Source organism: Streptococcus bouchesdurhonensis (genome assembly GCF_948472335.1).
On sequence record NZ_CAOKTW010000009.1, the window covers coordinates 107928 to 128468 of the forward strand.

Annotated in this window: 31 protein-coding genes; all 31 read left to right on the plus strand. The window is 40.7% G+C overall.

Annotated elements, in window-relative coordinates; translation table 11 throughout:
* Window positions 1-49 precede the first annotated feature (49 nt).
* Window positions 50-514: an SP_0198 family lipoprotein gene (locus tag QMQ21_RS14515; RefSeq protein WP_261814703.1), complete on the plus strand. Its 465-nt coding sequence runs from the start codon at window positions 50-52 to the stop codon at window positions 512-514.
* Between the two features lie 254 nt (window positions 515-768).
* Window positions 769-2301 (plus strand): cardiolipin synthase, encoded by a 1533-nt coding sequence (gene cls, locus QMQ21_RS14520; protein WP_049502625.1) that lies wholly within the window; start codon window positions 769-771, stop codon window positions 2299-2301.
* Between the two features lie 254 nt (window positions 2302-2555).
* Entirely contained in the window at window positions 2556-4109 is a 1554-nt protein-coding gene (locus QMQ21_RS14525; RefSeq protein ID WP_261814704.1) for a hypothetical protein, read from the plus strand.
* Between the two features lie 119 nt (window positions 4110-4228).
* The gene (gene nrdD / locus QMQ21_RS14530; protein WP_261814705.1) at window positions 4229-6436 is read left to right on the plus strand and encodes an anaerobic ribonucleoside-triphosphate reductase; all 2208 of its coding nucleotides are present in this window, start codon (window positions 4229-4231) and stop codon (window positions 6434-6436) included.
* A gap of 11 nt (window positions 6437-6447) precedes the next feature.
* The gene (locus QMQ21_RS14535; RefSeq protein WP_000521621.1) at window positions 6448-6588 is read left to right on the plus strand and encodes a hypothetical protein; all 141 of its coding nucleotides are present in this window, start codon (window positions 6448-6450) and stop codon (window positions 6586-6588) included.
* 43 nt (window positions 6589-6631) lie between these two features.
* Window positions 6632-7138, plus strand: coding sequence for a GNAT family N-acetyltransferase (locus QMQ21_RS14540; protein WP_261814706.1), 507 nt, complete (start codon window positions 6632-6634; stop codon window positions 7136-7138).
* Window positions 7131-7721: an anaerobic ribonucleoside-triphosphate reductase activating protein gene (gene nrdG, locus QMQ21_RS14545; protein WP_261814707.1), complete on the plus strand. Its 591-nt coding sequence runs from the start codon at window positions 7131-7133 to the stop codon at window positions 7719-7721. The genes QMQ21_RS14540 and nrdG overlap by 8 nt, the downstream gene beginning before the upstream one ends.
* Window positions 7718-8344, plus strand: coding sequence for a uridine kinase family protein (locus tag QMQ21_RS14550; protein WP_049502628.1), 627 nt, complete (start codon window positions 7718-7720; stop codon window positions 8342-8344). The genes nrdG and QMQ21_RS14550 overlap by 4 nt, the downstream gene beginning before the upstream one ends.
* A gap of 244 nt (window positions 8345-8588) precedes the next feature.
* Window positions 8589-8897, plus strand: coding sequence for a 30S ribosomal protein S10 (rpsJ, locus tag QMQ21_RS14555; protein ID WP_001284513.1), 309 nt, complete (start codon window positions 8589-8591; stop codon window positions 8895-8897).
* A gap of 81 nt (window positions 8898-8978) precedes the next feature.
* Complete coding sequence (gene rplC / locus QMQ21_RS14560) at window positions 8979-9605, plus strand: 50S ribosomal protein L3 (protein WP_000160196.1); 627 nt, start codon at window positions 8979-8981, stop codon at window positions 9603-9605.
* A gap of 24 nt (window positions 9606-9629) precedes the next feature.
* Window positions 9630-10253, plus strand: a complete 624-nt coding sequence (gene rplD / locus QMQ21_RS14565) for a 50S ribosomal protein L4 (RefSeq protein WP_000024549.1) — start codon at window positions 9630-9632, stop codon at window positions 10251-10253.
* Window positions 10253-10549: a 50S ribosomal protein L23 gene (locus tag QMQ21_RS14570; RefSeq protein ID WP_001055347.1), complete on the plus strand. Its 297-nt coding sequence runs from the start codon at window positions 10253-10255 to the stop codon at window positions 10547-10549. The genes rplD and QMQ21_RS14570 overlap by 1 nt, the downstream gene beginning before the upstream one ends.
* Before the next feature lie 17 nt (window positions 10550-10566).
* Window positions 10567-11400, plus strand: coding sequence for a 50S ribosomal protein L2 (gene rplB, locus QMQ21_RS14575; RefSeq protein WP_000512911.1), 834 nt, complete (start codon window positions 10567-10569; stop codon window positions 11398-11400).
* A 103-nt stretch (window positions 11401-11503) separates the two neighbouring features.
* Window positions 11504-11785: a 30S ribosomal protein S19 gene (gene rpsS / locus QMQ21_RS14580; protein WP_000533766.1), complete on the plus strand. Its 282-nt coding sequence runs from the start codon at window positions 11504-11506 to the stop codon at window positions 11783-11785.
* Window positions 11786-11796: 11 nt separating this feature from the next.
* Window positions 11797-12141, plus strand: a complete 345-nt coding sequence (gene rplV, locus QMQ21_RS14585; RefSeq protein ID WP_000818137.1) for a 50S ribosomal protein L22 — start codon at window positions 11797-11799, stop codon at window positions 12139-12141.
* A 12-nt stretch (window positions 12142-12153) separates the two neighbouring features.
* Window positions 12154-12807 carry a 30S ribosomal protein S3 gene (gene rpsC, locus QMQ21_RS14590; protein ID WP_000529936.1) on the plus strand — a complete coding sequence of 218 codons (654 nt, stop codon included), beginning with the start codon at window positions 12154-12156 and terminating at the stop codon, window positions 12805-12807.
* A 3-nt stretch (window positions 12808-12810) separates the two neighbouring features.
* Window positions 12811-13224 carry a 50S ribosomal protein L16 gene (rplP, locus tag QMQ21_RS14595; protein WP_000960946.1) on the plus strand — a complete coding sequence of 138 codons (414 nt, stop codon included), beginning with the start codon at window positions 12811-12813 and terminating at the stop codon, window positions 13222-13224.
* A gap of 9 nt (window positions 13225-13233) precedes the next feature.
* The gene (gene rpmC, locus QMQ21_RS14600; RefSeq protein WP_000772918.1) at window positions 13234-13440 is read left to right on the plus strand and encodes a 50S ribosomal protein L29; all 207 of its coding nucleotides are present in this window, start codon (window positions 13234-13236) and stop codon (window positions 13438-13440) included.
* A 24-nt stretch (window positions 13441-13464) separates the two neighbouring features.
* A complete protein-coding gene (gene rpsQ / locus QMQ21_RS14605) occupies window positions 13465-13725 on the plus strand; it encodes a 30S ribosomal protein S17 (protein ID WP_000440801.1) in 261 nt (86 codons plus the stop codon).
* A gap of 25 nt (window positions 13726-13750) precedes the next feature.
* Entirely contained in the window at window positions 13751-14119 is a 369-nt protein-coding gene (gene rplN, locus QMQ21_RS14610) for a 50S ribosomal protein L14 (protein ID WP_000616545.1), read from the plus strand.
* 78 nt (window positions 14120-14197) lie between these two features.
* Window positions 14198-14503, plus strand: a complete 306-nt coding sequence (gene rplX, locus QMQ21_RS14615; protein WP_000497691.1) for a 50S ribosomal protein L24 — start codon at window positions 14198-14200, stop codon at window positions 14501-14503.
* A gap of 23 nt (window positions 14504-14526) precedes the next feature.
* Complete coding sequence (rplE, locus tag QMQ21_RS14620) at window positions 14527-15069, plus strand: 50S ribosomal protein L5 (RefSeq protein WP_000013542.1); 543 nt, start codon at window positions 14527-14529, stop codon at window positions 15067-15069.
* A gap of 17 nt (window positions 15070-15086) precedes the next feature.
* Entirely contained in the window at window positions 15087-15272 is a 186-nt protein-coding gene (locus tag QMQ21_RS14625; RefSeq protein ID WP_001085697.1) for a type Z 30S ribosomal protein S14, read from the plus strand.
* A 213-nt stretch (window positions 15273-15485) separates the two neighbouring features.
* Complete coding sequence (gene rpsH / locus QMQ21_RS14630; protein ID WP_000245504.1) at window positions 15486-15884, plus strand: 30S ribosomal protein S8; 399 nt, start codon at window positions 15486-15488, stop codon at window positions 15882-15884.
* A 191-nt stretch (window positions 15885-16075) separates the two neighbouring features.
* Complete coding sequence (gene rplF / locus QMQ21_RS14635) at window positions 16076-16612, plus strand: 50S ribosomal protein L6 (RefSeq protein WP_000086626.1); 537 nt, start codon at window positions 16076-16078, stop codon at window positions 16610-16612.
* Between the two features lie 83 nt (window positions 16613-16695).
* A complete protein-coding gene (gene rplR, locus QMQ21_RS14640; protein ID WP_000624044.1) occupies window positions 16696-17052 on the plus strand; it encodes a 50S ribosomal protein L18 in 357 nt (118 codons plus the stop codon).
* A 17-nt stretch (window positions 17053-17069) separates the two neighbouring features.
* Window positions 17070-17564, plus strand: a complete 495-nt coding sequence (gene rpsE / locus QMQ21_RS14645) for a 30S ribosomal protein S5 (protein ID WP_000874202.1) — start codon at window positions 17070-17072, stop codon at window positions 17562-17564.
* Window positions 17565-17577: 13 nt separating this feature from the next.
* Complete coding sequence (gene rpmD / locus QMQ21_RS14650) at window positions 17578-17760, plus strand: 50S ribosomal protein L30 (protein WP_000057241.1); 183 nt, start codon at window positions 17578-17580, stop codon at window positions 17758-17760.
* Between the two features lie 144 nt (window positions 17761-17904).
* Entirely contained in the window at window positions 17905-18345 is a 441-nt protein-coding gene (rplO, locus tag QMQ21_RS14655; protein WP_000766087.1) for a 50S ribosomal protein L15, read from the plus strand.
* A 12-nt stretch (window positions 18346-18357) separates the two neighbouring features.
* On the plus strand, window positions 18358-19668 hold the full coding sequence (gene secY, locus QMQ21_RS14660; protein WP_000465403.1) for a preprotein translocase subunit SecY: 1311 nt from the start codon (window positions 18358-18360) through the stop codon (window positions 19666-19668).
* 149 nt (window positions 19669-19817) lie between these two features.
* Complete coding sequence (locus QMQ21_RS14665) at window positions 19818-20456, plus strand: adenylate kinase (RefSeq protein ID WP_001050436.1); 639 nt, start codon at window positions 19818-19820, stop codon at window positions 20454-20456.
* The last annotated feature ends 85 nt before the right edge of the window (window positions 20457-20541 follow it).

Here is a 20541-nt window from a genome sequence, read left to right on the forward strand (position 1 = left end):
AGTTAGAAGGAAAAAATTCTGTAAATTGGTAGCAGAAAGGAAATTCATCATGAAATTAAAAAGATTCACACTTTCTTTTGCTTCTTTAGCAAGTCTTAGTCTCTTAGTAGCTTGTTCACAAAGAACTCAACAAGTTCAACAACCAGTAGCTCAATCGCAAACTCAACAAACTCAACAATCACAACCTGCTGCTTCATCTTCTACAGAAAATACAAACCAGGCAATGACAAGTTCTTCACAAAATGCGCCCGAGGCTCAACCAATTAATATTGATGGAACTTATACTGGTCAGGACGAAGGAGATCGTATCACTTTGGTAGTGACTGGTACAACTGGTACATGGACACAGGTGGAAACTGATGGGGAACAAGAAATCAAGCAGGTTAGCTTTGATGCCGCTAATCAACGCATGATTATTGGGGATGATGTCAAGATTTATGCAATTAATGGCAATCAGATGATTATTGACGATAGGGATAGAGAAGCGTCTGATCGCATTGTTTTATCAAAATAGACTGGAAGGAGACTGGTTTTGTCAGTCTCTTTTGCTTTTACTCAGAAAAATGATTATAAATACTTGCCTTCTACCGAATACCTGCGTTATACTAGTATTAATTACCTGTTTTTAGCATTCATACTCTTCGAAAATCTCTTCAAACCACGTCAGCTTCCATCTGCAACCTCAAAACAGTGTTTTGAGCAACCTGCGACTAGCTTCCTAGTTTGCTCTTTGCTTTTCATTGAGTATCAAAATATCAAGGAGGGGATATGAAATATAGAAAATTTCAATTATTGATGTCCAAGTATGGCTTTAGTCTTTCGATTATGCTACTTGAACTTTGTCTTGTTTTTGGTTTCTTTCTCTATTTAGGGCGTATGGCCCCTATTCTATGGGTAATTGTCTTAATTTTTATGAGTATGGCGACTATCGTAGCGATTGTCAATCGCTCAATGGCGCCTGATAGTAAAGTGATGTGGTTAGTGGTGACTTTTGTTCCTGTCATTGGTCCCTTGCTCTATCTGATGTTTGGTGAAAGGCGATTGTCCAAAAAAGAAATCAAGCAGTTGGACAAACTTGGTTCTATGCATTTTCGGGAGGATAACAGTAAAGCTCTCCGCCAGAAATTGAAGGAAGATGATAAGGCGGCTTACGGAGTTATCAAATCTTTACTAAGTATGGATAGCAATGCCGATGTCTATGATCGAACAGATTCACAATTCTTTTCTTCGGGTGAGAGCATGTGGCAACATATGCTAGAAGACCTCAAGAAAGCTGAGAAATTTATCTTTCTAGAGTACTATATTGTCGAAGAAGGTTTGATGTGGAATAGCATACTAGATATATTAGAGCAAAAGGCAGCTCAGGGTGTAGAGATCAAGATGCTCTATGATGATATCGGCTGTATGGCGACTTTACCCGGAGACTACACTATTCAGCTTCGTAGTCGAGGAATTGAAGCCCATAAGTTTAACAAGGTGATTCCTCGTTTGACGGTGGCTTACAACAATCGGGACCATCGTAAAATCCTTGTCATAGATGGTCAGGTAGCTTATACAGGAGGCATTAACTTAGCCGATGAGTACATCAATCATGTAGAACGTTTTGGCTATTGGAAGGATAGTGGGATTCGCATAGATGGCCCTGGTGTCAAGGCTCTAACCCGTCTTTTTTTGATGACTTGGTACATCAATCGTGGGGAAATCAGCGATTTTGACCAGTATCACCTGGAAAATCAGCCTTGTTCTGGCCAAGGGCTCTGCATTCCTTACGGTAGTGGACCCAAGCCCATCTTCCGTACTCAAGTAGGGAAAAAAGTTTATCAAAGTTTGATTAATCAGGCTACTGATTCAGTCTATATCACAACACCCTATTTGATTATTGACTATGATTTAACTGAGAGTATTAAAAATGCAGCCATGAGGGGTGTTGATGTCCGCATCGTGACTCCTTTCATTCCGGATAAAAAATTAATCCAGCTCATAACAAGAGGAGCCTATCCGGATCTTTTGTCAGCAGGAGTCAGGATTTTTGAGTATAGTCCAGGCTTTATCCACAGTAAACAAATCCTAGTGGACAAGGACTTTGCTGCAGTTGGAACGATTAATTTAGATTATAGAAGTTTGCTTCATCACTATGAAGATGCAGTTTTGCTATATAAAACGGCATCAATCACAGAGATTCAAAAAGATTTTCAGGAGATTTTTTCAGTATCTCAAGAAATTTTCCCTCATACGATAAAAAATAGCTGGTATCAAAAATTGATTAAGGAAATTGCCCAGTTATTTGCCCCAATCTTATAAGAAATCTAGGACTTAGGATACAACCCAGTCCTATTTTTCTTGCCTTTTACGAATAGAAAGATATAGGAGGAACGATGCTGACTCAGAAAGAATTGGATTATATCATAACATTTAAACAGACGAATTTACATCGATTTCGGGAAATTGAAACCTTTGTGAAACTATGCAAAAAATCACTCAAACAGCCATCGCAAGCTGACAATTCTAGGTCTTTTTGATATACTAAGACAGATAAATTGAATAGGAGAAACGACATGGCTGTATATGGCAGAATCGAAGAAGTATCCGAAACGATACAGAGTAATGAAATTGAAAATAGATTGGATAGGAACCTTGGATCTCATGTAGAAAAAGAAGAACAGGTAGCTTTCCCGTTTTTCAGACTCATCATTGGAAGTACGATTGCAACGGTTTTTTCTGTGGTGATATCTTTACTTTTAGATATGGTAAGTCCTTCTCAGGCGCAGGATTTGTATATTGGGTGGGCTTTACATCAGGGAGGACAGCTCTACAGTAGCTATTATGCTAGTCAAGGTCTACTTTATTATTTACTACTTTACATCACCCAAGGAGGTATCCTTTTTGCCTTGGTAGAATGGCTAGCCCTCTTAGGAGGAGGTTATTTCCTCTTTTCTTCAACCGACTATCTGACGGGACAAAGGGAGCAAGCCAAACAACTCCTAACCATATTTTATATTTTGGTATCCGGTCTTGGTTTTGGAGGAGGCTATGCTACTATCTTAGCTCTACCATTCTTGTTTGCAGGATTTTCATTCATAGCAGCTTATCTATCAAATCCTAATCATGACAAGGGATTTCTACGTCTGGGGATTTTCTTGGCCCTATCATTTTTCATAGAGCCTCTTATAAGTCTTCTTTTTATTGCAGTAGTAATAATTGGTTTATTTGTCTTTAATGTTGGACATGGGCGCTTTGCTCATGGAGTTTATCAGTTTTTTGCAGCAGCACTTGGCTTTTCTCTCATCTTTTACCCAGTAGGATACTATGTTCTTGCTTCAGGTGGTTTTGGAGAAGCTCTAGGAAGTCTTTTATATCCAATTGATTCCCTTCAGGTCTTCACCAATCCTCAACTAATGGATAATGTTGTATTCTATGGTTTGTTGACCTTTGGTTTAGGAGCTCTCTTCCTTGTTTTTCTAGGATTGTTCCAATCAAAGGCATCAAGATTATATGTTATTTCAGTACCAGCTAGTTTTACTTTCTTATTTGTATTAGCCTTGTTGCTTTTTTCTCAAGAACCTCTTCACGGTTCGCGTTTGATTCTAATCCTTCCATTTTTACTCCTTCTTTTGATGACCAGTATTCGTGGGAAACATTCAGCTAGAGGAGCTCGTCGTCGGAGAAGAGAGGAAGTTCCTACTCTATGGAAAAAATTCATGAAAGGGAATCTCTACTTACCGATCCTAGTGGTGGTTTATCTGATTGCAATTCCTTTTGTAGCTCGTTTTGTCTTGCATCCAGCTTCTTATAGAGAACAACATCAAGTGGTAGATAGAGTCAAACAAGAGACGAGTGATGGTGACCAAATCTATATTTGGGATTCACATGTTCAAATGTATAAAGAAAGCCAGCGTTTGGCTGGATCCATGTTCCCATCGCCTCTTCTTTACACGAGTACAGAAGAGAATAAAACTAGTTTACTCAATGACTTGAAAGAAAACCAACCTAAGGTGATTGTGGTGAACGATAAGGTAGCAGTCTGGTCTGAAGTGGAGACACTCTTAAAAGAAAATTACCAACCAGTAAAGACTGATTACTCAGAGTTTAAAGTCTATAAAATTAAATAACTAAATCAATATCTTGTGTATTTTTAAAAATTTTAGGATTTTTAACACAAGATATTGATTTTTCTTTTTAGAGTGGTATAATACTTTTTAGAAAGAACATTTTAGAAAAGAGCATGCATATGATTGCACTAGAAGAAAAAATTACAATTTTGCCAACTCTCTTCGTTGAAAAACGAGATGGGAGACGTGTTGTATTTGATGTGGACAAGATTGACAAGGCTCTCCACAAGGCGGCTGACAAGGTTATGGATGTGACACCCCTGGTCGAAAAACGCCTCAATGCTCTGACCGAGCGAATTGTCACAGAAATTCATAGTCGCTTTCCACAGGGGGTTAAGATTTACGAAATTCAAAATATCGTAGAACATGAACTCCTTGAAGCCAAAGAATATGCGCTAGCTGAGGAGTATATTACTTATCGGACACAAAGGGATTTTGAGCGTTCAAAAGCGACAGATATCAACTTTAGCATCCATAAACTTCTCAACAAAGACCAGGCCGTTGTCAATGAAAATGCTAATAAAGACAGCGATGTCTTTAATACCCAGCGTGATTTGACGGCGGGGATTGTTGGGAAATCAATCGGACTGCAAATGCTCCCTAAGCACGTAGCCAATGCCCACCAAAAGGGGGATATCCACTATCATGATTTGGATTATAGCCCCTACACACCTATGACTAACTGCTGTTTGATTGATTTTAAAGGTATGTTGGAGAATGGCTTTAAGATTGGAAATGCAGAGGTAGAAAGTCCCAAGTCTATCCAGACTGCGACAGCTCAGATTTCCCAAATCATCGCCAACGTTGCTTCTAGCCAGTATGGAGGCTGTTCAGCTAACCGTATCGATGAAGTCTTGGCGCCTTATGCAGAGAAGAATTACCAAAAACACCTTAAGGATGCGGAAGAATGGGTTTTACCTGATAAACGAGAAGATTATGCATGGAAGAAAACTCAGAAAGATATCTACGATGCCATGCAATCTCTTGAGTATGAAATCAACACTCTCTTCACTTCAAATGGACAAACACCTTTTACTTCGCTAGGTTTTGGTCTGGGAACCAATCGTTTTGAGCGTGAAATTCAAAAGGCAATTTTAAACATTCGCATTAAGGGGCTTGGTTCAGAACACCGCACAGCTATCTTCCCAAAACTCATCTTCACGCTTAAAAGAGGACTCAACTTAGAGGAAGGAACTCCCAACTACGACATCAAGCAGTTGGCTCTTGAGTGTGCAACCAAACGGATGTACCCAGACGTCTTGTCTTATGATAAGATTGTTGACTTGACAGGTTCTTTTAAGGTGCCTATGGGTTGCCGTTCATTTCTTCAAGGGTGGAAGGATGAAAATGGTGTCGAGGTCAATTCAGGTCGCATGAATCTGGGTGTTGTGACGGTTAACTTACCTCGTATTGCTCTTGAGTCTGAAGGTGATATGAATAAGTTCTGGGAAATCTTCAACGAGCGGATGAACATTGCAGAAGATGCTCTGGTTTATCGTGTCGAACGAACCAAGGAAGCAACACCAGCAAATGCTCCTATCCTGTATCAATACGGTGCTTTTGGTCATCGTCTAGGTAAAGAAGAAAGCGTTGACCAGCTCTTTAAGAATCGTCGTGCCACAGTTTCGCTAGGCTATATCGGTTTGTACGAAGTAGCGACAGTTTTCTTTGGTAACAGCTGGGAAAGTAATCCAGATGCTAAGGAATTCACGCTAGACATCATTCGCGATATGAAACGCCGTGTAGAAGAGTGGTCAGACCAATACGGTTATCATTTCTCTATCTACTCAACACCATCTGAAAGTTTGACAGACCGTTTTTGTCGACTAGATACAGACAAGTTTGGCTCTATTCCTGATATTACAGACAAGGAATACTACACCAACTCTTTCCACTACGATGTTCGTAAAAATCCAACACCGTTTGAAAAATTGGACTTTGAGAAAGTCTATCCAGAAGCAGGTGCGTCGGGTGGTTTCATCCATTATTGTGAGTATCCAGTCCTTCAGCAAAATCCAAAGGCCTTGGAAGCTGTCTGGGACTATGCCTATGACCGTGTCGGCTATCTAGGGACCAATACACCAATCGACCGTTGCTACAAGTGTGACTTTGAAGGGGATTTTGAACCAACTGAGAGAGGATTTGCTTGTCCAAACTGTGGAAATAGCGACCCTAAAACAGTAGACGTTGTTAAACGGACTTGTGGCTATTTAGGCAATCCTCAAGCGAGACCGATGGTCAATGGGCGTCACAAGGAAATCGCAGCGCGTGTCAAACACATGAATGGTTCAACGATTAAAATAGCTGGCCATCAAGTAACCAATTAGAAAGAACTGAAATGGGAAAATATCAATTAGATGATAAGGGACGTGCACAAGTGACCCGTTATCACGAGAAACACTCTAAAGGTGGAGCTGGTAAGAAAGAACGTTTGCTTAGCCTCAGAGAACAATTTTTAAACAAGAATAAGAAGAAATAAAAGTGAGAGTCAGCTCTCGCTTTTCTCTTAGTGGGAGGTAAGGATGGAACTACGAAGACCAAGATTAGCAGATAAAGAAACAGTTTTAGAGATGATGGCAGAGTTTGAAAAGAGCCAATCAGCCCATGATGGAGGATTTTGGGATGCAGAGAACTTTGTGTATGAAGAGTGGTTGGAAACAAATATGCAAAAAGAGATGGGAATAAACTTGCCTGAAAATCGTGTTCCTTCTATTCAATTTGTATCATTTGATGATGTAGGTCGTGCTCTAGGATTTTTGAATCTGCGATTGAGACTGAATGAGGGATTATTGAATTATGCTGGCCACATTGGCTACTCCATTCGTCCATCAGAAAGATGCAAAGGTTATGCTAAAGAGACTCTCTGTCAGGGCTTGCAAGTTGCTAAGGAAAAGAACATCAAGAGAACTCTTGTGACCTGTAGCGTGAATAATCCTGCTAGCAGAGCAGTCATTCTAGCAAATGGTGGGCTCCTTGAAGATGTTCGTAATGGAGTTGAGCGTTATTGGATAGAGGTAGCGAATGAATAATCCAAAACCACAAGAATGGAAAAGCGAGGATCTCAGTCAAGGGCGTATTATTGATTACAAGGCCTTCAACTTTGTGGATGGAGAGGGTGTGCGTAACTCCCTCTATGTATCAGGCTGCATGTTTCACTGTGAGGGGTGTTATAATGTAGCGACCTGGTCCTTCAATGCTGGCCTTCCCTATACAGCAGAATTAGAAGAGCAGATCATGGCAGATCTTGCTCAACCCTATGTTCAAGGCTTGACTTTGCTGGGAGGGGAGCCCTTTCTCAATACGGGTATTCTCTTGCCTCTGGTTAAACGCATCCGAAAGGAATTGCCAAATAAGGATATCTGGTCCTGGACGGGATACACTTGGGAAGAAATGATGCTGGAGACCTCAGATAAATTGGAACTCTTGTCACTGATTGACATTCTTGTCGATGGACGGTATGATCGAACTAAGAGAAATCTTATGCTTCAGTTTCGAGGTTCTTCCAATCAACGAATTATCGATGTGCAAAAATCCCTCAAAAGTGGGCAAGTAGTGATTTGGGATAAGCTTAATGACGGAAAAGAAAGCTATGAACAGGTGAAGAGAGAGTGAAGAAAAAAGACTTAATAGAAGAACTGGTCTCAGAAATAAAAGCAGGAAAAGTCAAGACACTGGGAATATACGGTCATGGTGCTTCAGGTAAATCGACCTTTGCAGAGGAATTGTACCAAGCTTTAGATTCTACTACAGTAAATTTGCTAGAAACAGATCCTTATATCACCTCTGGACGCCATCTGGTAGTACCAAAGGACGCGCCGAATCAAAAGGTGACAGCCTGTCTTCCAGTGGCGCATGAACTGGCGAGTTTGCAGCGAGATATTCTGGCCTTACAGGCGGGTATGGATATCTTAACAATTGAAGAACCTTGGAAGGCTAGTGAGGTCTTGTCTGGAGCAAAACCAATTCTGATTGTCGAAGGGATGTCTGTTGGCTTTTTACCCAAAGAACTCTTTGACAAAACTATCTGTTTCTACACGGATGAGGACACCGAATTAAAGTGGCGCCTAGCTCGAGATACGACTGTGAGAAATCGTGATGCATCCTTTATATTGGCTAGTCATCAGATGAGACGGGAGCAGTATCTGCAATACTATAAAGAAACTGAGTCTAAGGCGGATATCTTAGTGGACCAATCAGAAGGCAAACTTGAGCTCAAGAGAACTCAATTTATATAGAAGAAAATCCCTAATTCTAGAAAGAAAAAATAGGAAAACATTTTCATGTTAAAAATTTTAAAAAACAGCAACAAATCCCTTGCAATCGCAGGGGCTTTGTGTTATTCTATTATGGTGCTGTAAATTACAGCCTTAGCTTTGATGCAAGAGGTTGCGACACGCTCGGTTGCATTGCCACGCAACACCGCGTCGGTTTTCTTGTGGAGCTAGCCTATTATCTTAAATAGACGAAAAGGAGAAAAAGATGGCAAACAAAAAAATCCGTATCCGTTTGAAAGCTTACGAACACCGTACGCTTGACACAGCGGCTGCAAAAATCGTAGAATCAGCTACTCGTACAGGTGCACAAGTTGCGGGTCCAATCCCACTTCCAACTGAACGTAGCCTCTACACAATCATTCGTGCGACTCACAAATACAAAGACTCTCGCGAACAATTTGAAATGCGTACACACAAACGTTTGATCGATATCGTTAACCCAACTCAAAAAACAGTTGATGCTTTGATGAAATTGGATCTTCCAAGTGGTGTAAACGTAGAAATCAAACTTTAATCTAAAGCTTGATATCTTGAGCATAAAAAACGCTCGTTAAAAACTTTTTGAATAAAAATATAGAAAAGGAACTATTTTCTCATGACAAAAGGAATCTTAGGGAAAAAAGTGGGAATGACTCAAATCTTCACTGAAGCTGGCGAATTGATCCCTGTAACAGTTATTGAAGCAACTCCAAACGTTGTTCTTCAAGTTAAAACTGTTGAAACAGACGGATACAACGCTATCCAAGTTGGTTTTGATGACAAACGCGAAGTATTGAGCAACAAACCTGCTAAAGGACATGTAGCGAAAGCTAACACGGCTCCTAAGCGCTTCATTCGTGAATTCAAAAACGTTGAAGGCTTGGAAGTTGGTGCTGAAATCACAGTTGAAACATTCGCAGCTGGAGACGTTGTTGACGTAACTGGTACTTCTAAAGGTAAAGGTTTCCAAGGTGTTATCAAGCGCCACGGACAATCACGTGGACCAATGGCTCACGGTTCTCGTTACCACCGTCGTCCAGGTTCTATGGGACCTGTTGCACCTAACCGCGTATTCAAAGGTAAAAACCTTGCAGGACGTATGGGTGGTGACCGCGTAACAATTCAAAACCTTGAAGTTGTACAAGTTATTCCAGAAAAGAACGTTATCCTTATCAAAGGTAACGTACCAGGTGCTAAGAAATCTCTTATCACTATCAAGTCAGCAGTTAAAGCTGGTAAATAATAAGGAAAGGGGAATACAGTCAAAATGGCAAATGTAACATTATTCGACCAAACTGGTAAACAAGCTGGCGAAGTTGTTCTTAACGATGCAATCTTTGGTATCGAACCAAACCAATCTGTTGTGTTTGATGTGATCATCAGCCAACGTGCTAGCCTTCGTCAAGGAACTCACGCAGTTAAAAACCGCTCAGCTGTTTCAGGTGGCGGACGCAAACCATGGCGTCAAAAAGGAACTGGACGTGCTCGTCAAGGTTCTATCCGCTCTCCACAATGGCGTGGTGGTGGAATCGTCTTCGGACCAACTCCACGTAGCTATGCGTACAAACTTCCTCAAAAAGTTCGTCGCCTTGCGCTTAAATCTGTTTACTCAGAAAAAGTTGCTGAAAATAAATTTGTAGCCGTTGATTCTCTTGAATTTACAGCTCCAAAAACTGCTGAATTTGCAAAAGTTCTTGCAGCTTTGAGCATCGATTCTAAAGTCCTTGTTATTCTTGAAGAAGGAAACGAATTCGCAGCTCTCTCAGCTCGTAACCTTCCAAACGTGAAAGTTGCGACTGCTACAACTGCAAGTGTTCTTGACATCGCAAATAGTGACAAACTTCTTGTTACTCAAGCAGCTATCTCTAAAATCGAGGAGGTTCTTGCATAATGAATTTGTATGATGTTATCAAAAAACCTGTAATCACTGAAAGCTCAATGGCTCAACTTGAAGCAGGAAAATATGTATTTGAAGTTGACACTCGTGCACACAAACTTTTGATCAAGCAAGCTGTTGAAGCTGCTTTCGAAGGTGTTAAAGTTGCAAATGTTAACACAATCAACGTAAAACCAAAAGCTAAACGTGTTGGACGTTACACTGGTTTTACTAACAAAACTAAAAAAGCTATCATCACACTTACAGCTGATTCTAAAGCAATCGAGTTGTTTGCTGCTGAAGCTGAATAATCTAAGGAGGAAATATCGTGGGAATTCGTGTTTATAAACCAACAACAAACGGTCGCCGTAATATGACTTCTTTGGATTTCGCTGAAATCACAACAAGCACTCCTGAAAAATCATTGCTTGTTGCATTGAAGAGCAAGGCTGGTCGTAACAACAACGGTCGTATCACAGTTCGTCACCAAGGTGGTGGACACAAACGTTTCTACCGTTTGGTTGACTTCAAACGTAACAAAGACAACGTTGAAGCAGTTGTTAAAACAATCGAGTACGATCCAAACCGTTCTGCAAACATCGCTCTTGTACACTACACTGACGGTGTGAAAGCATACATCATCGCTCCAAAAGGTCTTGAAGTAGGTCAACGTATCGTTTCAGGTCCAGAAGCAGATATCAAAGTCGGAAACGCTCTTCCACTTGCTAACATCCCAGTTGGTACTTTGATCCACAACATCGAGTTGAAACCTGGTCGTGGTGGTGAATTGGTACGTGCTGCTGGTGCATCTGCTCAAGTATTGGGTTCTGAAGGTAAATACGTTCTTGTTCGTCTTCAATCAGGTGAAGTTCGTATGATTCTTGGAACTTGCCGTGCTACAGTTGGTGTTGTCGGAAACGAACAACACGGACTTGTAAACCTTGGTAAAGCAGGACGTAGCCGTTGGAAAGGTATCCGCCCAACAGTTCGTGGTTCTGTAATGAACCCTAACGATCACCCACACGGTGGTGGTGAAGGTAAAGCACCAGTTGGTCGTAAAGCACCATCTACTCCATGGGGCAAACCTGCTCTTGGTCTTAAAACTCGTAACAAGAAAGCGAAATCTGACAAACTTATCGTTCGTCGTCGCAACGAGAAATAATATTAAACTAGTCGCTTAAGCAACTAGTAAATCCGCCAGCTCGGTAGCGCTCCATAGGAGCGCAAGCCGCTGTGGTACAACATTTAAAGGAGAAAATATAAAAATGGGACGCAGTCTTAAAAAAGGACCTTTCGTCGATGAGCATTTGATGAAAAAAGTTGAAGCTCAAGCTAACGACGAAAAGAAAAAAGTTATTAAAACTTGGTCACGTCGTTCAACGATCTTCCCAAGTTTCATTGGTTACACTATTGCAGTTTATGACGGACGTAAACACGTACCTGTTTACATCCAAGAAGACATGGTAGGTCACAAACTTGGTGAATTTGCACCGACTCGTACTTACAAAGGTCACGCTGCAGACGACAAGAAAACACGTAGAAAATAAGGAGAACATAAATGGCAGAAATTACTTCAGCTAAAGCAATGGCTCGTACAGTACGTGTTTCACCTCGTAAATCACGTCTTGTTCTTGATAACATCCGTGGTAAAAGCGTAGCCGATGCAATCGCAATCTTGACATTCACTCCAAACAAAGCCGCTGAAATCATCTTGAAAGTTTTGAACTCAGCTGTAGCTAACGCTGAAAACAACTTTGGTTTGGATAAAGCTAACTTGGTAGTATCTGAAGCATTCGCAAACGAAGGACCAACTATGAAACGTTTCCGTCCACGTGCGAAAGGTTCAGCTTCACCAATCAACAAACGTACAGCTCACATCACTGTAGCTGTTGCAGAAAAATAAGGAGGTAAAATCGTGGGTCAAAAAGTACATCCAATTGGTATGCGTGTCGGCATCATCCGTGATTGGGATGCCAAATGGTATGCTGAAAAAGAATACGCGGATTACCTTCATGAAGATCTTGCAATCCGTAAATTCGTTCAAAAAGAACTTGCTGACGCAGCAGTTTCAACTATCGAAATCGAACGCGCAGTAAACAAAGTTAACGTTTCACTTCACACTGCTAAACCAGGTATGGTTATCGGTAAAGGTGGTGCTAACGTTGATGCACTCCGTGCGAAACTTAACAAATTGACTGGAAAACAAGTACACATCAACATCATCGAAATCAAACAACCTGATTTGGATGCTCACCTTGTAGGTGAAGGAATTGCTCGTCAATTGGAGCAACGTGTTGCTTTCCGTCGTGCACAAAAACAAGCAATCCAACGTGCAATGCGTGCTGGAGCAAAAGGAATCAAAACTCAAGTATCAGGTCGTTTGAACGGTGCAGATATCGCCCGTGCTGAAGGATACTCTGAAGGAACTGTTCCACTTCACACACTTCGTGCAGATATCGATTACGCTTGGGAAGAAGCAGATACTACATACGGTAAACTTGGTGTTAAAGTATGGATCTACCGTGGTGAAGTTCTTCCAGCTCGCAAAAACACTAAAGGAGGTAAATAACCAATGTTAGTACCTAAACGTGTTAAACACCGTCGTGAATTCCGTGGAAAAATGCGCGGTGAAGCAAAAGGTGGAAAAGAAGTAGCATTCGGTGAATACGGTCTTCAAGCTACAACTAGCCACTGGATCACTAACCGCCAAATCGAAGCTGCTCGTATCGCCATGACTCGTTACATGAAACGTGGTGGTAAAGTTTGGATTAAAATCTTCCCACACAAATCATACACTGCTAAAGCTATCGGTGTGCGTATGGGATCTGGTAAAGGGGCACCTGAAGGTTGGGTAGCACCAGTTAAACGTGGTAAAGTGATGTTCGAAATCGCTGGTGTATCTGAAGAGATCGCTCGCGAAGCGCTTCGTCTTGCTAGCCACAAATTGCCAGTTAAATGTAAATTCGTAAAACGTGAAGCAGAATAAGGAGAAGGCATGAAACTTAATGAAGTAAAAGAATTTGTTAAAGAACTTCGTGGTCTTTCTCAAGAAGAACTCGCGAAGCGCGAAAACGAATTGAAAAAAGAATTGTTTGAACTTCGTTTCCAAGCTGCTACTGGTCAATTGGAACAAACAGCTCGCTTGAAAGAAGTTAAAAAACAAATCGCTCGTATCAAAACAGTTCAATCTGAAGCGAAATAATAGACTAGGGAAGGAGAAATTTCAATGGAACGCAATAATCGTAAAGTTCTTGTTGGACGTGTTGTATCTGACAAAATGGACAAGACAATCACAGTTGTAGTTGAAACAAAACGTAACCACCCAGTCTATGGTAAACGTATTAACTACTCTAAAAAATACAAAGCTCATGATGAAAACAATGTTGCCAAAGAAGGCGATATCGTACGTATCATGGAAACTCGCCCGCTTTCAGCTACAAAACGTTTCCGTCTTGTAGAAGTTGTTGAAGAAGCGGTCATCATCTAATCAAACCTGAAAGGAGAAAACTGAAATGATTCAAACAGAAACTCGTTTGAAAGTCGCAGACAACAGCGGTGCTCGCGAAATCTTGACTATCAAAGTTCTTGGTGGTTCAGGACGTAAATTTGCAAACATCGGTGATGTTATCGTGGCATCTGTAAAACAAGCTACTCCTGGTGGTGCGGTTAAAAAAGGTGACGTTGTTAAAGCAGTTATCGTTCGTACTAAATCAGGTGCTCGTCGTGCTGATGGTTCATACATCAAATTTGACGAAAACGCAGCAGTTATCATCCGTGAAGACAAAACTCCTCGCGGAACACGTATCTTTGGCCCAGTTGCACGTGAATTGCGTGAAGGTGGCTTCATGAAGATCGTGTCACTTGCTCCAGAAGTACTTTAATTTTTAGAAACAAACTAGTCCCCTGGATTTACCTCCAGGGTGCCCTTATGGGCGTAAGAAAAATCAAGGAGAAACCTAATGTTTGTAAAAAAAGGCGACAAAGTTCGCGTAATCGCTGGTAAAGATAAGGGAACAGAAGCTGTTGTCCTTACTGCCCTTCCAAAAGTAAACAAAGTTATCGTTGAAGGTGTTAACATCGTTAAGAAACACCAACGTCCAACTAACGAACTTCCTCAAGGTGGTATCATCGAGAAAGAAGCAGCTATCCACGTATCAAACGTTCAAGTTTTGGACAAAAATGGTGTAGCTGGTCGTGTTGGTTACAAATTTGTAGACGGTAAAAAAGTTCGCTACAACAAAAAATCAGGCGAAGTGCTTGATTAATCACGAAGGAAAGGAGAAGTATAATGGCAAATCGTTTAAAAGAAAAATATCTTAATGAAGTAGTTCCTGCTTTGACAGAACAATTCAACTACTCATCAGTGATGGCTGTGCCTAAAGTAGATAAGATCGTTTTGAACATGGGTGTTGGTGAAGCTGTATCAAACGCTAAAAGCCTTGAAAAAGCTGCTGAAGAATTGGCACTTATCTCAGGTCAAAAACCACTTATCACTAAAGCTAAAAAATCAATCGCCGGCTTCCGTCTTCGTGAAGGTGTTGCGATCGGTGCAAAAGTTACCCTTCGTGGTGAACGTATGTACGAATTCTTGGATAAATTGGTTTCAGTTTCACTTCCACGTGTACGTGACTTCCACGGTGTTCCAACAAAATCATTTGATGGACGCGGAAACTACACACTTGGTGTGAAAGAACAATTGATTTTCCCAGAAATCAACTTCGATGACGTTGACAAAACTCGTGGTCTTGACATCGTTATCGTAACAACTGCTAACACTGACGAAGAGTCACGTGCATTGCTTACAGGCCTTGGAATGCCTTTTGCAAAATAATATAGGAGGTAAATCTAATGGCTAAAAAATCAATGATTGCTAAGAACAAACGTCCAGCGAAGTTCTCTACTCAAGCTTATACTCGTTGTGAAAAATGTGGTCGTCCACATTCAGTTTACCGCAAATTTAAACTTTGCCGTGTTTGCTTCCGTGAATTAGCTTACAAAGGACAAATCCCAGGCGTTACCAAAGCATCTTGGTAATATCATGATACGAAGAGCGTAACAACCACAGCAAAAATAGGAAATTTGGTGTAGGAGCGATGCTCCAAAACAAATTTATCTTTTTTGCACAGGTTGTAGCTCGTGTTCAAATAAGAGTTTTCTCATTTGAATGTATCAATACTATCTGAGCCTAGCTCAATCATTAACTAGCAAGTGCAACTTGCAAACTACTAGTAAGAGGAGAAAAACAAAATGGTTATGACTGACCCAATCGCAGACTTCCTAACTCGTATTCGTAATGCTAACCAAGCTAAACACGAAGTACTTGAAGTACCTGCATCAAACATCAAAAAAGGGATTGCTGAAATCCTTAAACGCGAAGGTTTTGTAAAAAACGTTGAAATCATCGAAGATGACAAACAAGGCATCATCCGTGTATTCCTTAAATACGGACCAAACGGTGAAAAAGTTATCACTAACTTGAAACGTGTTTCTAAACCAGGACTTCGTGTCTACAAAAAACGTGAAGACCTTCCAAAAGTTCTTAACGGACTTGGAATTGCTATCCTTTCAACTTCTGAAGGTTTGCTTACTGATAAAGAAGCACGCCAAAAGAATGTTGGTGGAGAAGTTATCGCTTACGTTTGGTAAAATCAAGATACAAAGCTCGTAAAGAACAAAGCAAAATTAGAAAGTTGGAGAAGTTTGTTTACAAACAAGCCAACTTATCTATTTTGCACAGTTCTTAGAGCGTGTTCAGTTCAGCTCTTGAACTAAATAAGTATCTGAACCCCGTGAAAACTGGCCGTTCTGGCCTGACAATTTAACAGGAGAAAATAAACATGTCACGTATTGGTAATAAAGTTATCGTGTTGCCTGCTGGTGTAGAAATCACTAACAATGACAACGTTGTAACTGTAAAAGGACCTAAAGGAGAACTTACTCGTGAGTTCTCAAAAGATATTGAAATCCGTGTGGAAGGTACTGAAGTAACTCTTCACCGTCCAAATGATTCAAAAGAAATGAAAACTATCCACGGAACTACTCGTGCCCTTTTGAACAACATGGTTGTTGGTGTATCAGAAGGATTCAAGAAAGAACTTGAAATGCGCGGGGTTGGTTACCGTGCACAACTTCAAGGATCTAAACTTGTTTTGGCTGTTGGTAAATCTCATCCAGACGAAGTTGAAGCTCCAGAAGGAATTACTTTTGAACTTCCAAACCCAACAACAATCGTTGTTAGCGGAATTTCAAAAGAAGTAGTTGGTCAAACAGCTGCTTACGTACGTAGCCTTCGTTCACCAGAACCATATAAAGGTAAAGGTATCCGTTACGTTGGTGAATTCGTTCGCCGTAAAGAAGGTAAAACAGGTAAATAATGTTGAGTGGTTGAGTCTCAACCACCAACCTATTTTCCAACTTTGTGCATAGCACACGATTTAAAACTAAAGAGGTGAAAACTGTGATTTCAAAACCAGATAAAAACAAACTCCGCCAAAAACGCCACCGTCGCGTTCGCGGAAAACTCTCTGGAACTGCTGATCGCCCACGTTTGAACGTATTCCGTTCTAATACAGGCATCTACGCTCAAGTGATTGATGACGTAGCGGGTGTAACGCTCGCAAGTGCTTCAACTCTTGACAAAGAAGTTTCAAAAGGAACTAAAACTGAACAAGCCGTTGCTGTCGGTAAACTCGTTGCAGAACGTGCAAACGCTAAAGGTATTTCAGAAGTGGTGTTCGACCGCGGTGGATATCTATATCACGGACGTGTGAAAGCTTTGGCTGATGCAGCTCGTGAAAACGGATTGAAATTCTAATAGGAGGACACTAGAAAATGGCATTTAAAGACAATGCAGTTGAATTAGAAGAACGCGTAGTTGCTGTCAACCGTGTTACAAAAGTTGTTAAAGGTGGACGTCGTCTTCGTTTCGCAGCTCTTGTTGTTGTTGGTGACCACAACGGTCGCGTAGGATTTGGTACTGGTAAAGCTCAAGAAGTTCCAGAAGCAATCCGTAAAGCAGTAGATGATGCTAAGAAAAACTTGATCGAAGTTCCTATGGTTGGAACAACAATCCCACACGAAGTTCTTTCAGAATTCGGTGGAGCTAAAGTATTGTTGAAACCTGCTGTAGAAGGTTCTGGAGTTGCCGCTGGTGGTGCAGTTCGTGCCGTTGTGGAATTGGCAGGTGTGGCAGATATTACATCTAAATCACTTGGTTCTAACACTCCAATCAACATTGTTCGTGCAACTGTTGAAGGTTTGAAACAATTGAAACGCGCTGAAGAAGTTGCTGCCCTTCGTGGTATTTCAGTTTCTGATTTGGCATAAGAAAGGGGATAAAATGGCTCAAATTAAAATTACTTTGACTAAGTCTCCAATCGGACGCATTCCATCACAACGTAAAACTGTTGTAGCACTTGGACTTGGCAAATTGAACAGCTCTGTTATTAAAGAAGATAACGCTGCTATCCGTGGTATGATCACTGCAGTATCTCACTTGGTAACAGTTGAAGAAGTAAACTAATGAATTTTTAGGGGATGTGCACTATACCATCCCCTAAAACTAGATATAGTCATCTATGATGACGTCGTATAGGCGAGTTGATGGGGGAGACAACCTTTTCTCCCTTATCGGCGCTAGCATTTTACAAAAGAGGAGAAAATAAAAATGAAACTTCATGAATTGAAACCTGCAGAAGGTTCTCGTAAAGTACGTAACCGCGTTGGTCGTGGTACTTCATCAGGTAACGGTAAAACATCTGGTCGTGGTCAAAAAGGTCAAAAAGCTCGTAGCGGTGGCGGAGTTCGCCTTGGTTTTGAAGGTGGACAAACTCCATTGTTCCGTCGTCTTCCAAAACGTGGATTCACTAACATCAACGCTAAAGAATACGCAATTGTGAACCTTGACCAATTGAACGTCTTTGAAGATGGTGCTGAAGTTACTCCAGTTGTTCTTATCGAAGCAGGAATTGTTAAAGCTGAAAAATCAGGTATTAAAATTCTTGGTAACGGTGAGTTGACTAAGAAATTGACTGTGAAAGCAGCTAAATTCTCTAAATCAGCTGAAGAAGCTATCACTGCTAAAGGTGGTTCAGTAGAAGTCATCTAAGAGAGGTGACCTATGTTTTTTAAATTATTAAGAGAAGCTCTTAAAGTCAAGCAGGTTCGATCAAAAATTTTATTCACAATTTTTATCGTTTTGGTCTTTCGTATCGGAACTAGCATTACAGTTCCTGGTGTGAATGCCAATAGCTTGAATGCTTTAAGTGGATTATCCTTCTTAAACATGTTGAGCTTGGTGTCAGGGAATGCCATGAAAAACTTCTCAGTTTTTGCTCTTGGTGTTAGCCCCTACATTACGGCCTCTATCGTTGTCCAACTCTTGCAAATGGATATTTTACCCAAATTTGTAGAGTGGGGTAAACAAGGGGAAGTAGGTCGAAGAAAATTAAATCAAGCTACTCGTTATATTGCTCTTGTTCTAGCCTTTGTGCAATCGATCGGGATTACAGCTGGTTTTAATACTTTGGCTGGAGCTCAATTGTTGAAAACAGCTCTTACTCCACAAGTCTTTATCATGATTGGTATCATCTTAACAGCTGGTAGTATGATTGTGACTTGGTTGGGAGAGCAAATTACAGATAAGGGATACGGAAATGGTGTTTCTATGATTATCTTTGCCGGGATTGTTGCCTCAATTCCAGAGATGATTCAGGGCATCTATGTGGACTACTTTGTGAACGTCCCAAGTAGCCGTATCAACTCATCCATCATTTTCGTAATCATTTTGATTATTACTGTATTGTTGATCATTTATTTTACAACTTATGTTCAACAAGCAGAATACAAAATTCCAATCCAATATACTAAGGTTGCACAAGGTGCTCCATCTAGCTCTTACCTTCCTTTGAAGGTAAACCCTGCTGGAGTTATCCCTGTTATCTTTGCAAGTTCGATTACTGCAGCGCCTGCGGCTATTCTTCAGTTTTTGAGTGCTACAGGTCATGATTGGGCTTGGGTAAGAACAGCACAAGAAATGCTGGCAACAACTTCACCAACTGGTATTGCTATGTATGCTTTATTGATTATTCTCTTTACATTCTTCTATACGTTTGTACAGATTAATCCTGAAAAAGCGGCAGAGAATCTACAAAAGAGCGGTGCCTATATCCACGGAGTTCGTCCTGGTAAAGGTACAGAAGAATATATGTCTAAACTTCTTCGTCGTCTTGCAACTGTTGGTTCTCTCTTCCTTGGTGTGATTTCTATTTTACCGATCGTAGCAAAAGATGTTTTCGGACTTTCAGAAGCAGTTGCTTTTGGAGGAACCAGTCTTTTGATCATTATCTCTACAGGTATTGAAGGAATCAAACAATTGGAAGGCTACCTATTGAAACGTAAGTATGTTGGTTTCATGGACAGAACAGAATAAAAGTAATTACTGAATCAGTAATTACTGAGGGAGTGGAGGTTTAACTCTAACATTTGTGAGAGTTTGGTCTCCCCTCTTCTATTTTGTTTTTAAATAGGGGTGAAAAGACTTTTTGCTTCTATTTAAAAATAAAATAAGGAGATCAAATCATGAATCTTTTGATTATGGGCTTACCTGGTGCAGGTAAGGGAACTCAAGCAGCAAAAATCGTAGAACAATTCCATGTTGCACATATCTCAACAGGTGATATGTTCCGCGCTGCAATGGCAAATCAAACTGAAATGGGTGTTCTTGCTAAGTCATACATTGACAAGGGTGAATTGGTTCCTGACGAAGTTACAAATGGAATCGTAAAAGAACGTCTTTCACAAGATGATATTAAAGAAACAGGATTCTTGTTGGATGGTTACCCACGTACAATCGAACAAGCTCATGCCTTGGACAAAACATTGGCTGAACTTGGCATCGAACTAGAAGGTGTTATCAACATAGAAGTGAATCCAGATAGCCTCTTGGAACGTTTGAGTGGTCGTATCATCCACCGCGTAACTGGAGAAACTTTCCACAAGGTCTTTAACCCACCAGTTGACTATAAAGAAGAAGATTACTACCAACGTGAAGATGATAAGCCTGAGACAGTCAAACGTCGTTTGGATGTGAATATTGCTCAAGGGGAACCAATCATTGCTCACTACCGTGCCAAAGGTTTGGTTCATGACATCGAAGGTAATCAAGATATCAATGATGTCTTCTCAGATATCGAAAAAGTATTGACAAATTTGAAATAAAGCGTTTTTCACACTTGCAAAAATCCGCTACAAATGTTATACTGAGATAGTCTGACTTATAATTGTTGTCTCTGTGTCTAGAGGC